Here is a 14,463-nt window from a genome sequence, read left to right on the forward strand (position 1 = left end):
GTGCGCCCCGCGGGCCGGTACCGAGTCGGGGGTCACGTCCGCGAAGGGCTTCGGACGGTCCTGCTTGTCAGTGGGCGCCTATAACCTCGTAGACGTGTCGTCTCTCGCGCTGTACCGCCGCTATCGCCCGGAGTCGTTCGCCGAGGTCATCGGGCAGGAGCATGTCACCGACCCGTTGCAGCAGGCGCTGCGGAACAACCGGGTCAATCACGCGTACCTGTTCAGCGGTCCGCGCGGATGCGGCAAGACGACCAGCGCGCGCATCCTGGCCCGCTGTCTCAACTGCGAGCAGGGTCCGACCCCGACGCCGTGCGGGGAGTGCCAGTCCTGCCGCGACCTCGCGCGCAACGGACCGGGCTCTATCGACGTCATCGAGATCGACGCCGCCTCGCACGGCGGTGTGGACGACGCCCGTGACCTGCGCGAGAAGGCCTTCTTCGGCCCCGCGAGCAGCCGTTACAAGATCTACATCATCGACGAGGCCCACATGGTCACGTCGGCCGGTTTCAACGCGCTCCTGAAGGTCGTCGAAGAGCCCCCGGAGCACCTCAAGTTCATCTTCGCCACGACCGAGCCCGAGAAGGTCATCGGGACGATCCGGTCGCGGACCCACCACTACCCGTTCCGGCTGGTCCCCCCGGGCACCCTGCGGGAGTACCTGGGCCAGGTCTGCGGCCAGGAGGGCATCCCCGTCGCCGACGGCGTGCTGCCCCTGGTCGTCCGGTCCGGCGCCGGTTCCGTGCGTGACTCGATGTCCGTGATGGACCAGCTGCTCGCGGGCGCCGCCGACGACGGTGTGACGTACGCCATGGCGACGTCCCTCCTCGGGTACACGGACGGCTCGCTGCTCGACTCGGTCGTCGAGGCGTTCGCGGCCGGGGACGGCGCCGCCGCTTTCGAGGTCGTGGACCGCATCATCGAGGGCGGCAACGACCCGCGGCGGTTCGTCGCCGACCTGCTGGAGCGGCTCCGCGACCTGGTGATCCTCGCGGCCGTCCCGGACGCGGCGGAGAAGGGGCTCATCGACGCCCCGGTCGACGTCGTGGAGCGCATGCAGGCCCAGGCCGGGGTCTTCGGCGCCGCCGAGCTGAGCCGCGCCGCCGACCTCGTGAACGACGGACTGACGGAGATGCGCGGAGCCACCTCGCCGCGCCTCCAGCTCGAACTGATCTGCGCGCGCGTGCTGCTGCCCGCCGCCTACGGGGACGAGCGGTCCGTGATGGCCCGCCTCGACCGCATCGAGCGCGGGGTGAACTTCTCCGGCGGCGGAGCGGCCCCGGCCATGGGATACGTGCCCGGAGCCGAGGCGCACGCCGCGCCGCCGGCCTACCAGCCCGCTCCGGCGGCACCGCAGGCCGCGCCGGTGGTCCCGCCCGGCGGCGGCCCGGCCGCGGCCCGCGCGGCGGCACGCGGAGCCGGACCCGGCGCGGGAACCGGAGCCGTTCCTGCGCCCGAACCCGCGGCGCCCGTCGCCCCGACGCCACCTCCCGCCTCCGTTCCGCAGCCGGCCCCGGCGGCGGCCCCCGCGGCACCGGAACAGCCGCCGGCCGGTCCCCCCGCGGGCTCCGCGCCCGGCGCCTGGCCCACCGCGACGGCCGCCGGCAGTGGCAGGCGCCCCGGCGGCTGGCCCACGGCGGCACCCGCGGGCGGCGGACAGCCGTCGGCGCAGCCCGCACAACCCGCGCAGACGCCCGCCGCGAGCCCCGCTCCGCAGCAGGCCGCGCCCGCGGCGCCCGCGCAGGCTCCCGCTCCCGCGCCGGCCATGGGCGGCCCCGACCCGCGCACCCTCTGGCCGAACATCCTGGAGGCCGTGAAGAACCGCCGCCGCTTCACCTGGATCCTCCTCAGCCAGAACGCGCAGGTGACGGGCTTCGACGGCACGACCCTGCAGATCGGCTTCGTGAACGCCGGGGCGCGCGACAACTTCGCGAGCAGCGGCAGCGAGGACGTGCTGCGCCAGGCGCTGTCGGAGCAGTTCAACGTGCAGTGGAAGGTCGAGGCGATCGTCGACGCCTCGGGCGGCTCGGCCCCGCCCACCGCGCCGCCCGGAGGCGGTTACGGCGGAGGAGGCGGCGGCTACGGCGGCGGTGGCGGGAGCTACGGAGGCGGTGGCGACGGCGGAGGAGGCGGCGGCGGGTACGGCGGCGCCCCGTCCGGCCAGCGCCCCGCGTCCCCGGCAGCGGCCGCACAGCCGCCCTCCTCGCAGAGCGGCCCGTCGGGCGGACACGGCCAGGGCGGGGGCGCGTCCGCGTCCACCCGGCCCCCGGCTCCCGAACCGCACCCGGTCTCCCCGGAGGACGACACCCCGGAGGACGACGACCCCGACCTGGACGAGTCCGCGCTCTCGGGCCACGACCTGATCGTCCGCGAACTGGGCGCCACGGTCATGGAGGAGTTCTCGAACGAGTGAGCGGCCGGACCGGGTGACGGCACCCCGGACCGCCCCCTCCTCGGAGGATCGCACCAACCCCCTGGGGCTCCGTCTTCGGAAGCCCCCACAAGGGCAGCCCCGGCCGACGGCTAGGCTGACCCCCGTGAAGGTCCTTGTCATCGGTGGCGGCGCCCGCGAACACGCCCTGTGCCGCTCCCTGTCCCTCGACCCCGACGTCACCGCCCTGTACTGCGCCCCCGGTAACGCGGGGATCGCGGACGTGGCGGAACTGCACGCGGTCGACGCCCTCGACGGCGCCGCCGTGGCCGCGCTGGCCACGAAGCTCGGCGCCGAACTGGTGATCGTGGGCCCGGAGGCCCCGCTGGTCGCCGGTGTCGCCGACGCCGTGCGCACGGCGGGCATTCCCTGCTTCGGCCCCTCGCTGGAGGCCGCGCAGCTGGAGGGCTCCAAGGCCTTCGCGAAGGACGTGATGGCGGGTGCCGGCGTCCCCACGGCACGCTCGTACGTCTGCACGACGCCCGAGGAGGTCGAGGAGGCACTCGACGCCTTCGGCGCGCCGTACGTCGTGAAGGACGACGGACTCGCGGCCGGCAAGGGCGTCGTCGTGACCGGCGACCTCGACGTCGCCCGGGCGCACGCCAACGCCTGCGACCGGGTCGTCATCGAGGAGTTCCTCGACGGCCCCGAGGTCTCCCTCTTCGCGATCACCGACGGCACCACCGTCGTCCCGCTCCAGCCCGCCCAGGACTTCAAGCGGGCGCTGGACGGCGACGAGGGCCCGAACACGGGCGGCATGGGCGCGTACTCGCCGCTGCCCTGGGCGGACCCGAAGCTCGTGGACGAGGTCATGGAGACCGTCCTCCAGCCGACCGTCGACGAGCTGCGCCGCCGCGGCACCCCCTTCTCCGGCCTGCTGTACGCGGGTCTGGCGATCACCGGTCGTGGCGTGCGGGTCATCGAGTTCAACGCCCGCTTCGGCGACCCGGAGACCCAGGTGGTCCTCGCCCGTCTGAAGACCCCGCTGTCCGGCGTTCTGCTGGCCTCCGCGACCGGCACCCTCGCCGATCTGGAGCCGCTGCGCTGGAGCGGGGACGCGGCGGTCACCGTGGTCGTGGCCTCGCACAACTATCCGGAGACCCCGCGTACGGGCGACCCGATCACCGGCCTGGACGAGGTGGCCGCGCAGGACGCCCCGCACGCGTACGTCCTGCACGCGGGCACCCGGCACGACGGCGACGCCGTGGTCAGCGCGGGTGGTCGTGTGCTCTCGGTCACAGCGACGGGATCCGGCCTCGCCGAGGCCCGCGAGCGCGCCTACGCGGCGGTCGCCCGCATCGGTCTCGACGGCTCGCAGCACCGCACGGACATCGCGGCGAAGGCGGCGGCCGAGGCATAGCCGCAGGTCCCCCACGGCGTCACCGGACCCCGGACTCCAGGCGGAGTCCGGGGTTCCGTCGTGTCCGGACCCGGCCTCTCCCGTCTGGCCGTTTCTGTACGGAACCGGGGGCCTGATCATCGCCCACTGTCATCCACCTCTCCCCAGAGCCATTCCATCGAGTGACCGATGGCCCATCCGGCTGACTGGGGCCGGGGCCCCAACTAGGGTGCGGCGAAAGCATTCCGGCACTTGGCCCACCGGCATTGCGATGTCGGTGGCGGGTGCCACAGTGGGGGAGTGACCAACGCCAGGACATCCGTCGGCACCGGCCGCGTGAAGGCCGGAGCACGGCGGGCAGTAGGGGGTGACGTCCGGTCGTGACCGGTATGGGTGTGGAGGTGGGCGCGCAGGCCGCGCGCTCCCGGGCTCTCGCCGTGCTGCGGATCCGCAGCAGGGCGTCGGCCGTCGCCCTGCTGCCCGCGGCCGTCGCCGTCGTGCTGCTGGCCGGTGGCGCCACCGGCCACATCGTCGGCGGGCACTGGGGGACCGTGCGCTGGATCGTGACGGTCCTCGCCGTCGTCGTCCTGCTCGCGGCGGCGGGCGTCGCGCTCGTGATCGCCCGCGCCCGGCCCGCGATGAGCCCCACGGTCCCGGTCTCCGAGGCGTCGGCCCCCGACCTGTACCGCATGGTCCGCGACCTGGCCGACCGTCTCGACGTCCCGGCGCCCTCCGCGATAGCCCTGACCCCGGACTGCGACAGCTGGCTGGAGGACCGCACCCACCGGGCGCACGGCCGCTCCGCCACGGGCGGCGGGACGGACGGCACGGACACCGACCGGGCGGGCGTGACCGGAGGCCGCGGTGCCACGCGCTCGGCGAACCGCGCGCGCCGTGCGTCGGCCGCCCCCGTCCTCGTCATCGGCTCCCCTTTCCTGTGGTGGATGCGCGTCGGCGAACTGCGCGCGGTCCTCGCCCCTGTCGTCGCGGGTACGGGCCCGTCGGCCCACCCGGACATAGCCGCCGCCCGCCGTTTCGTGCGCGGACTGGACGCGGCCGTCGCCGTGACCTCGGAGCCCGGACGCGGCCCCCTGTCCCGCACGGTCCTGGCCGGAGCGGGCTGGGTGACCCGGCTGCTGCTGCGCAGCTGCCGCGTGCACGCCGCCGAGATGGAGCGGGGTGTCGCCGCGGCGGCGGCCGAGCGCGCACAGGCCGTGGACTACGGCCTGCGGATCGTCGCCCAGGAACAGGTGGGCCTGGCCTACGCGGGCTGGGACCGGCTGCTCACCCGGGTCGCGCTGCCCGCCTGGCGGATGGGCCGCTGGCCCTCCCGGCTGGACGTGGGCGTCGTCGCCGCGCTGACCGAGCTGTCCCGGCGCGACCGGCTGGCCGAGGGGTTCACCTCCCGGCTCGGCGAGCGGCCCGCCTGCGATCTGCTCGAAGAGCCCGGTTCGGTGGACGAGGCGACCTCGCTGCTGGCCGCCCGGCTCTTCCACGGCGGCCCCGCGGAGGCCGGCCCCGACTGGGCGCCGGTCGACTGGCAGGACTATCCGGACGAGGTCGTCGACCGCACCTGGCGCACCGACGCCGCCCGGCTGCACCGCGTTCTGGACGCGCTCGGCGTCCGGCACCCGGCCGGTCCCGGCCGGCCCGAGACGGGCGGCCCCACGCTGGCCCGGGTACTGGATCACCTCGCCATCCCGGTGGAGGACCGGCCGACGCCCGACGCGGACGCGGACCTCGATCCGGAGGCGGCCCTCGGCGTGCACGGCGCGCAGGCGTACGAAGGGATCGGCGTCCCCGGCGACGAGGACGACCCGGACCTCGCGGTGAGCAGTGAACGCACGGCGGCGCTCGCGGCCGGCCTCACGGCGGAGGTTGCCCGCGAGGAGGCGGCCGCCCCGGCGCCGCCCGTCGCGGGCGCGGAGCAGCAGGGGCCCGATCACGCCCTCTGGGACGACGGGACGCTTCCGCTGTTCCCGCTCCAGCCGCCCCGCACCGGCCGTGACCTGCTGGCCGACCACGTCACGGCGATGGTCTGCTGCGCCGCCATGGACACCGCGGGAGCGACCCCCGGACTCGACTGGCTGGACGGCCCCTCCCTGCTCGTCGCGGGGGAGCGCGCCGCCGACCTCGGCCCCCGCGTCCTCACTCTCATAGAGACCGGCGACCCCGCACCCCTGCGCGAATGGCTCCTGCGCCTCGGCGTCCGCCCGGAGAAGCCGGTCCGGCTGGTCTGACGGCCGGCTGGTCCGGCTGGTCCGACGGCCGCGGCCTGGTCCGACGGCCGCGGCAGCTCCGGCGGAGGCCGGCCGATCCGGCCGAACAGCCCGACCGTCGCTGCGCGGTACCGCTTCGGAACGGGCCGGTCCTGCGGGCTTCGCGGCCGCGCGAGGCCGGTTTCGTCCGAATTCGGTTTGTCCGGCCCGGCGCTCTTCCGGCCGGTCGGACGCACACTGTTCGCAGCCCGTCTCAGCCCCAGACGGAGCGCCCCGTTCCACTCACGTCAATTCGCGACGAACGGTGACGGACTGCGTGCGTAATGTGATGTGCTGGGACCGATCGCGCGCAAGGGCAAGGGCTTGCCGAACGACGGGGGCACGAGGGAGGGGACCGGCATGGGGTCGGAGCAGATCCGCCGCTGGGAGTCGGGCGCACTCGCACACGCCGTCACGGATCCCTTCGGCCAGGGCCCCGTCCCCTGGCTGCGCGGCAGCGAGACGTACTTCGACGACACCGGCCATGTCGTCCCCTGGTACCTGGACGCGGACACGGCTCCGGCCCCGCATCCCGAGTCCGGCGGTTCCCGTATCCCGGCGCCGCGCGCCACCTCGGGCACCCGCGCCCGCTCCGGCTCCGGCGGCCCCCGCTCCGCGGACGACGTCCACCGCCAGATCAAGGGGTTCACCACCACGGGCGCCGCCGCCCCGGGCGAGTCCATCGACTTCCACGTCACCGTCGACCCGCCGCAGGAATTCAGCGTCGACATCTACCGCATCGGCCACTACGGCGGTGACGGCGCCAGCAAGGTCACCACGAGCCCCCGGCTCTCCGGCATCGTGCAGCCCGCGCCGCTCACCGCCGACCGCACGGTCTCCTGCCACCACTGGTGGCTGTCCTGGCGCCTGCAGATCCCGTCGTACTGGAGCACCGGTGCCTACGTCGCCGTCCTCACCACCGTCGACGGCTACCGCTCCCACGTCCCGTTCACCGTCCGCAACGACCAGCCGGCCGACCTGCTCCTGCTGCTCCCGGACGTCACGTGGCAGGCGTACAACCTGTATCCGGAGGACGGCCACACCGGCGCCAGCCTCTACCACGCGTGGGACGAGAGCGGCCGGCTGCTCGGCGAGGCCGACGCCGCGACGACCGTCTCCTTCGACCGCCCGTACGCGGGCGCGGGCCTGCCCCTCCACGTGGGCCACGCCTACGACTTCATCCGCTGGGCCGAGCGCTACGGCTACGACCTCGCCTACGCCGACGCCCGCGACCTGCACGCCGGCCGCGTCGACCCCACCCGCTACCGGGGCCTGGTCTTCCCCGGCCACGACGAGTACTGGTCGCCGCAGATGCGCCGCACCACGGAGCGCGCCCGCGAACACGGCACCTCGCTCGTCTTCCTCTCCGCCAACACCATGTACTGGCAGGTCGAGTTGGGCCCGTCCCCGTCCGGTGTCCCCGACCGCCTGCTGACCTGCCGCAAGCGCCGGGGCCCGGGCAAGCCCGCCCTCTGGCGCGAGATCGACCGTCCGGAACAGCAGCTCATCGGCATCCAGTACGCGGGCCGGGTGCCCGAGCCGCACCCCCTGGTCGTCCGCAACGCCGACCACTGGCTGTGGGAGGCGACCGGAGCGCACGAGGGCGACGAGGTGGAGGGCATGGTCGCCGGAGAGGCGGACCGTTACTTCCCGCGCACCCCCCTGCCCGATCACCAGGCCCGCATCCTGCTCGCGCACTCGCCGTACCCGGACAGCGAGGGCGTCCCCCGCCATCAGGAGACCTCGCTGTACCGCGCCCCGTCCGGCGCCCTGGTCTTCGCGTCCGGAACGTTCGCGTGGTCTCCCGCGCTCGACCGCCCCGGCCACGTGGACCCACGTATCCAGCGCGCCACGGCGAATCTCCTCGACCGCATCTGCAAACACGACTGAGGATTCCCGGCCGGGTGTCCAGCCCCGCGCCCGCACCCGGCGACGGAACCGCCCCCGTTTCCTTCGCGACCACACGGCCCCTGTCCGCGGCCGCTCGCCCCATACGGGAGAATCGAGTCACTAGGACAGAACCACGGGGAGGAACCGTGTCCGGATTCGTCGAAAAGCCCGAGCCCCTTCAGGTGCCGGGTCTGGTACATCTGCACACCGGCAAGGTGCGCGACCTGTACCAGAACGAGGCGGGCGACCTCGTGATGGTCGCCAGCGACCGCATCTCCGCGTACGACTGGGTTCTCCCCACCGAGATCCCCGACAAGGGCCGAACGCTCACCCAGCTCTCGCTCTGGTGGTTCGACCAGCTCGCCGAGCTGGCGCCCAACCACGTGCTCAGCACCGACCTCCCGCCGGGCGCCCCCGCCGACTGGGCCGGCCGCACCCTGATCTGCACGTCTCTTCGGATGGCCCCGGTCGAATGCGTCGCCCGCGGCTATCTGACCGGCTCGGGTCTCGTCGAGTACAACGAGTCCCGCACGGTCTGCGGCCTCGCCCTCCCTGAGGGTCTCGTCGACGGCTCGGAACTCCCCTCGCCGATCTTCACCCCGGCCACCAAGGCCGCCGTCGGCGAGCACGACGAGAACGTCTCGTACGAGGAGGTCGCCCGTCAGGTCGGCGCCGACACCGCCGCCGAACTGCGCCAGGCGACCCTCGCCGTCTACAGCCGGGCCCGCGACATCGCGCGCGATCGGGGCATCATCCTCGCGGACACGAAGTTCGAGTTCGGCTACGAGGGGGAGACGCTCGTCCTCGCCGACGAGGTGCTGACCCCGGACTCCTCACGCTTCTGGCCCGCCGACGCGTGGGAGCCGGGCCACGCGCAGCCGTCCTTCGACAAGCAGTACGTCCGGGACTGGCTGACCTCCGCCGAGTCGGGCTGGGACCGCAAGAGCGAGCAGCCGCCGCCGGCCCTCCCCGAGAACGTCGTGGAAGCCACCCGCGCCAAGTACATCGAGGCCTACGAACGCCTCACGGGCATGAGCTGGACCTGACCCCGCCCCGGGCCCGGCTCCGAGCCGGGCCCGGAACACCCGGGCACCGCCCCCGGACACGAAGAAGCCCCCGATCGGAGATCGGGGGCTTCTTTTCCGGAGCGGACGACCAGGTTCGAACTGGCGACCTCAACCTTGGCAAGGTTGCGCTCTACCAACTGAGCTACGTCCGCATGCGCCGTGGCGCGACAGCCACTATACCCAACCTCGCAGGCGTGCGAGACGCACTGCCGCGTGACGGTTCTCCGCCCCCAGTTTGGACGCGGCCGACGACAGATAGTTCCGCACGGTCCCCTGGGACAGCGCGGCCCGCTCCGCGATCTCCGCCACCGGCGCGCCGTCGGCGGCGAATTCCAGCACCTCGGCCTCCCGGGCGGTCAGCGGAGAGTCCCCGGCGGAGATCGCGTCGGCCGCCAACTCGGGATCCACATAACGGTTTCCCGCGTGCACCGTGCGAATGATCTCCGCGAGCCGCTGCGCGCTGACCGTCTTCGGCACGAACCCGCGCACACCCGCCGCAAGCGCCCGCTTCAGATGACCCGGTCGTCCATGACTCGTCACGATCAGCACCTGACAGCCCGGCAGTTCGGCCCGCAGGGATGTGGCCACCCTCACACCGTCCGCTCCCGGCATCTGAAGATCCAGGACGGCGACGTCCGGTTCATGGGCCCGCGCCATCGCCAGTGCCTCGGGTCCGGTCGCCGCCTCGGCCACCACGACCAGGTCGTCCTCCAGCCCGAGCAGCGCGGCCAGCGCACCCCGGATCAGATGCTCGTCGTCGGCGAGCAGCAGCCGCACGGGAGCGGCCGGCGCCGCCGCGTCCTCCGGCACGGACGTCATGGCGTGACCTCCCCTGCCTGGTGCGGCACGGACGAAGACGTCCCTCCCTCATGCCCGGCGGCCCCGACCTCCAGGACTCTGTCCTTGTCCCCGCCGACTCCGCCGACTCCGCCGACTCCGCCGACTCCGCCGACTCCGCCGACTCCGCCGACTTCGCCGTCCCCACCATCTCTACGGTCTCTTCGGTCCTGACCGGCCCGGCCCTCGCCCGTCCTCACGCTTCTGACCACGTCCTTGTCCCAGTTACTGTCCGCGTCCGCGTCTGCGTCTGCGTCTGCGTGTGCGTTTGTGTCTGCGTCCCGGTCAGGGCCGGTGTCCGTCGACGGTCGGCCCGTCCCTCGCCCGGCCTGCACGGTTCTCCCGCGGTCCCGGTCCGGGGCGGGGGCCGGGTGCGGGTCCGAGCCCGGGGTGCGCGGAACGGGCAGGGGAACCTCCGCGGTCAGCCGGAAGAGCCCTCCGCTCGCGCCGGCCCGCAGTACCCCGTCCACCTCCCCCAGCCGCTCCCGCAGCCCCACGAGCCCGGATCCCCGGATCGGTTCGGAGCCGCCTTCCCTCCGGGGGCTCGGACCTTCCGTGTCCGGAGCCCCGTCGTTCTCGACCGTCAGGATCACCACGTCCGCGGCCGCCCGCAGCGACACCGCACAGCTCTTGGCGTCCCCGTGCCGGAGCACATTGGTCGTCGCCTCCCGGACGACCCAGCCGAGCGCCGACTGGATCGCCACGGGCAGCTCCGTGCTTGCGCCGGTGACGGAACAGTCGATGCCGGCCGCCGTCAACACGCCCTGGGCTCCCGCCAGTTCGACTCTCAAGTCCGCCTCGCGGTATCCCCGCACCACAGCCCGCACCTCCCGCTGGGACTCACGCGCTATCCGCTGGACCTCGGTCATCTGGTCCACGGCCTCGGGCCTCCCGCGCCGGGACAGCTGGACGGCCAGCTCGCTCTTGAGGGCGATCACCGCGAGATTGCGGCCCATCACGTCGTGCAGATCGCGGCCGAAGCGCAGCCGCTCCTCGGCGACGGCGAGCCGGGCCCGGGTCTCGCGGGCCGCGTCGAGTTCGTAGACGGCGTTCAGCAGCCAGACCGAGAACGCCGCGGTGAAGGTCAGGAACCCGGCGGTGAGCAGGACGGCGACGGCGGTGATCAGCGCGGCGGGACCGGGGAAGCCGAGCGGGAAGGAGACCGCTCCGCCTCCCGCGGCCGCTCCGACCACGGCTGAGGTCATCCGCCTGCGGTCGCGGGTCCCGAGGGCGAGCGTGCCGGTGCCGAACGCTATGACGCCGACGAAGATCGAGGACGACACCCGCATCTCGTCCTCGGTCGCCGGGCGCCAGTCGGTGCCCGACAGTGCCAGCGCCACGACGGCCACCGCGGCGGTGACCAGGGCCAGCGCGAGCATCAGTCGACCGGGCTGCCGCCGCGTACCGCGCGTCCAGTCCAGCGACTGCGACGCCGTCACCGCGCAGAGCACGGCGTGCGCGCACACCAGCAGGAACAGCGGCCAGGTCAGGGCGGACGAGACGTTGCCGAAGATCGGCAGGCCGAACGTGACGACCTCGATCACGGCGAAGAAGTGGAACGACCACCGCGTGTACGCCTCGACCTTGGCGGGTGTGCTCTTGTCGCGCCACCAACCGGTCGGCTCGTTCATACCCACCCCGTGTCCGTGGTCATCGTCGCGGCTCCCAGCGGAACCACCGCCGTACAGCAAACACCGCGATCGCGGCCCAGACCACCGCCGTGCCGACCGCTCCCAGGGTGTCGTGGGCGGAGAGGTGCCCGGTCCAGCCGCCGCGTATCAGGGTGATCACCGGAGTGAGGGGCAGCAGTTCGCAGAACGAGGCGACGCGGTCGGGCAGCACCTCCAGCGGTATGAAGGTCCCGGATCCGACCAGGGACACCAGCGTCAGGGGCATCGCCGCGACCTGGGCTCCCTCGATGCTCTTGCTGAAGCTCGCGGTGACGGCTGCCAGCGCCGGCCAGGTGAGGAACCCCAACAGGAGCCCGAGCAGAACGAGATGGGGTGCCCGGGGCGCCCCGATGTCGAGCATCACGGCATAGGCGGCGGTCAGGATCAGGCACTGGGCGAGACCGATCGTCACCGAGGGCAGTGCGGCGCCCAGGAGGATCTCCACGTCGCGTGGTTCCCCGGTGCGCAGCCGCTTGAGGACGAGCTCCTCCCTGCGGGCCGCGTAGACACTCACCAGCGAGCTGTAGACCGCGAAGAGCAGGGCGAACCCGATCGAGGACGGGAGCAGGATCGACCCGACGGTGAGCCCGGTGCCCTTCAGATCCATCTGGTCCACGGTCGAGCGGAGCGTGAAGGGCATGATCAGCGGCACGAACACCGCCGCCGCGAGCGTCGCCTTCGTACGGCCGAGCAGGGTCAGCTCGGCGCGGGCCAGAGCTCCCATCCGCCCCACCGCCGTGGTCCGGGCCGGGCCGGCTCCCGTAGTGACTGCTGTCCCGCTCATGCCGCCGTCCCCTTCGTCTGCCGTGTCCGCCCCGTCCGGCCCGTCCGCCTCGGTCCGGCGGACATGCCCGCTCCCGCCGGTTCGGGCCGGTGCCCGTCCTGCACCGCCGCGTCTCGCGCTATGCGCAGGAACGCCTCCTCCAGGGACGCCGAGCGCACATCGAGCCCCCGCAGCTCGACCCGTGCCCGCTCCGCCCACACCAGTAGGGCGGTCGCGGTCCGCTGCAGTTCGTTCGTGCGGAGTCTGATCACCCGGCCCACTGTCTCGTGGCTGCTCACGCCGAGTTCGGCCAGCGGGGGCAGGTCGCCCGGGAAGTACCCCTCGGGCAACTCGAAGGAGACGCGCGACGGCTGGGCCGCGGTGACCTCGGCCGGAGTGCCGAGGGCCGCGATCCGTCCCTCGTGGAGGATCGCCAGCCGGTCGGCGAGACCCTCCGCCTCCTCCAGATAGTGGGTGGTCAGCAGGACGGTCGTTCCGCCGTCGCGCAGCTCGCGCACCAACTCCCAGGTGCTCTGGCGGCCTTCCACGTCGAGTCCGGTCGTGGGTTCGTCGAGGAAGAGGACGTCGGGGCGACCGAGGAGCGCGAGCGCGAGGTCCAGGCGCCGCTTCTCGCCCCCGGACAGCTGTTTGACCCGGACCGCACTTCTGCGGGCGAGCCCGACCAGCTCCAGCGCCTCGCCGACAGGCCGCGCTCCGCTCGTGCATCCCGCCCACATGCGCAGGGTCTCCGCGACCGTCAGTTCGGAAGGGAAGCCGCCCTCCTGGAGCATCACGCCGATCCGGGGCCGCACGGCCCTCCGCTCCATGTACGGATCGTGCCCGAGGACCCGCACGTGCCCGCCGGCCGGAGGTGCGAGGCCCTCGATCAGCTCGACGGTGGACGTCTTGCCCGCGCCGTTCGTCCCGAGCAGGGCGAACAGTTCGCCGCGGCCCACCGAGAACGTGACGCCGCGCACCGCTTCGAAGTCTCCGCCCTCACCCCCGTACACCCGCCGCAGGTCAGTGACCTCGATCACGTGATCGTGCCCGTTCGTGTTCATGCATTCAGCCTCGCCGCGAACGTGGCCCCGCAGCAGTGCGCGGTGTCATCACTCCTCATGACAAATGTCAGACGACGCAGGGAGATCCGGCGGGAAGGGAGCCGTACGGAGAGGGAGCTGCGACGCGGGCGAGGTCGGAGAGAGTTGCCCGATGCCCGTCCGCGGTTGAAGGCGGGTGTGACGTGCACCGCCGTCGCGAACGGAGAGGCCGGTGACCGCAGGGATGGCATACGACAAAGGCCCCGGTCGACTGACCGGGGCCTTTGTCTTCTGAGCGGACGACCAGGTTCGAACTGGCGACCTCAACCTTGGCAAGGTTGCGCTCTACCAACTGAGCTACGTCCGCATTGCCTCCGACCGGCTTCCACCGATCGGCGCGAGCACCACCCTACCTGATCGACAAGACCGATCGGTAAGAGATGCAGAGCGGGTGACAGGAATTGCACACTGCGCCTTCCCCCTGGAAGGGGGATGTTCTACTACTGAACTACACCCGCGCGACCCCGTGGGTTTCGGCTTTCGGCCTTGCCCCTCGGCGTGTTCCAGACTCTAGCTGATCAGCGGGGGGTCAGCGCAAGTCGGCTGTCTGCGGGGTCCGGTGGCGGTCCCTCGCGGGTGTCCCCCGGTGCGGGGCGGCGGCTCAGTGGGACTCGGCGAACGCCTCGTAGACCTTCTTGGGGATCCGGCCGCGCGGCGGCACGTCCATCTTGTTGGAGCGGGCCCAGGCGCGGACGGCGGCGGGGTCGGGCGTCAGCGCGGTGTGCGTGTACGCCTTCCCGGACTTCGACTGCTTGCGGCCGGCCTCGAGGTACGGCGCGAGGACCTTGCGCAGTTTCTTGGCATTGGCTGGATTGAGGTCGATCTCGTACGACTTGCCGTCCAGTCCGAAGGCGATCGTCTCCGCCGCTTCCGAGCCGTCGATGTCGTCAAAGAGAGTGACCACGACACGCTGCGCCACGAATATCGGTCCCTTCGCGCGACAGCTCTGCGATCAACGGTCATGACGTGCGCGGACGTCACGGAGTTGTCGGGGAGATGTCGACTGTCCGGCTGTTATTGGGCAAAGTATCGGCTAATGCCAATTCCTTTGTACAGTGCCCGGCATTGCATTGTGAAGCCCGACTAAATCCTTCCGCGTGTCCGGAGGCAA

General features: G+C 72.7%; 9 protein-coding genes, 3 tRNA genes and 1 pseudogene. 5 read left to right on the forward strand and 8 right to left on the reverse strand.

Annotated elements, in window-relative coordinates:
* Positions 1–94 precede the first annotated feature (94 nt).
* From OG406_RS21125 to OG406_RS21145, 5 genes are all read left to right on the forward strand, one after another.
* Positions 95–2,410 (forward strand): DNA polymerase III subunit gamma and tau, encoded by a 2,316-nt coding sequence (locus tag OG406_RS21125; RefSeq protein WP_329187198.1) that lies wholly within the window; start codon positions 95–97, stop codon positions 2,408–2,410.
* A 124-nt stretch (positions 2,411–2,534) separates the two neighbouring features.
* Positions 2,535–3,788, forward strand: a complete 1,254-nt coding sequence (gene purD / locus OG406_RS21130) for a phosphoribosylamine--glycine ligase (RefSeq protein ID WP_267051271.1) — start codon at positions 2,535–2,537, stop codon at positions 3,786–3,788.
* 368 nt (positions 3,789–4,156) lie between these two features.
* Entirely contained in the window at positions 4,157–6,007 is a 1,851-nt protein-coding gene (locus OG406_RS21135; protein WP_329190904.1) for a hypothetical protein, read from the forward strand.
* Between the two features lie 378 nt (positions 6,008–6,385).
* Positions 6,386–7,915: a N,N-dimethylformamidase beta subunit family domain-containing protein gene (locus OG406_RS21140; RefSeq protein WP_267051270.1), complete on the forward strand. Its 1,530-nt coding sequence runs from the start codon at positions 6,386–6,388 to the stop codon at positions 7,913–7,915.
* Between the two features lie 146 nt (positions 7,916–8,061).
* Positions 8,062–8,961, forward strand: a complete 900-nt coding sequence (locus tag OG406_RS21145; RefSeq protein WP_267051269.1) for a phosphoribosylaminoimidazolesuccinocarboxamide synthase — start codon at positions 8,062–8,064, stop codon at positions 8,959–8,961.
* A gap of 100 nt (positions 8,962–9,061) precedes the next feature.
* Here OG406_RS21145 and OG406_RS21150 read toward each other — a convergent pair.
* The 8 genes and pseudogenes from OG406_RS21150 to OG406_RS21185 all read right to left on the reverse strand — a co-directional run bounded on the left by OG406_RS21150 (position 9,062) and on the right by OG406_RS21185 (position 14,271).
* Positions 9,062–9,134, reverse strand: a tRNA-Gly gene (locus OG406_RS21150).
* A 22-nt stretch (positions 9,135–9,156) separates the two neighbouring features.
* Positions 9,157–9,801 carry a response regulator transcription factor gene (locus OG406_RS21155; RefSeq protein WP_164369474.1) on the reverse strand — a complete coding sequence of 215 codons (645 nt, stop codon included), beginning with the start codon at positions 9,799–9,801 and terminating at the stop codon, positions 9,157–9,159.
* Between the two features lie 419 nt (positions 9,802–10,220).
* Positions 10,221–11,450: pseudogene (locus OG406_RS21160) on the reverse strand (sensor histidine kinase); the annotation flags it as partial.
* A 19-nt stretch (positions 11,451–11,469) separates the two neighbouring features.
* The gene (locus tag OG406_RS21165) at positions 11,470–12,273 is read right to left on the reverse strand and encodes an ABC transporter permease (protein WP_267051268.1); all 804 of its coding nucleotides are present in this window, start codon (positions 12,271–12,273) and stop codon (positions 11,470–11,472) included.
* Positions 12,270–13,313, reverse strand: a complete 1,044-nt coding sequence (locus tag OG406_RS21170; protein ID WP_326842839.1) for an ABC transporter ATP-binding protein — start codon at positions 13,311–13,313, stop codon at positions 12,270–12,272. The genes OG406_RS21165 and OG406_RS21170 overlap by 4 nt, the downstream gene beginning before the upstream one ends.
* A gap of 273 nt (positions 13,314–13,586) precedes the next feature.
* Positions 13,587–13,659, reverse strand: a tRNA-Gly gene (locus OG406_RS21175).
* 79 nt (positions 13,660–13,738) lie between these two features.
* Positions 13,739–13,810, reverse strand: a tRNA-Gly gene (locus OG406_RS21180).
* 143 nt (positions 13,811–13,953) lie between these two features.
* Complete coding sequence (locus tag OG406_RS21185) at positions 13,954–14,271, reverse strand: histone-like nucleoid-structuring protein Lsr2 (protein WP_081218206.1); 318 nt, start codon at positions 14,269–14,271, stop codon at positions 13,954–13,956.
* Between the last annotated feature and the right edge of the window lie 192 nt (positions 14,272–14,463).

The sequence above is a fragment of the Streptomyces sp. NBC_01428 genome (assembly GCF_036231965.1).
Taxonomy (GTDB): Bacteria; Actinomycetota; Actinomycetes; order Streptomycetales; family Streptomycetaceae; genus Streptomyces.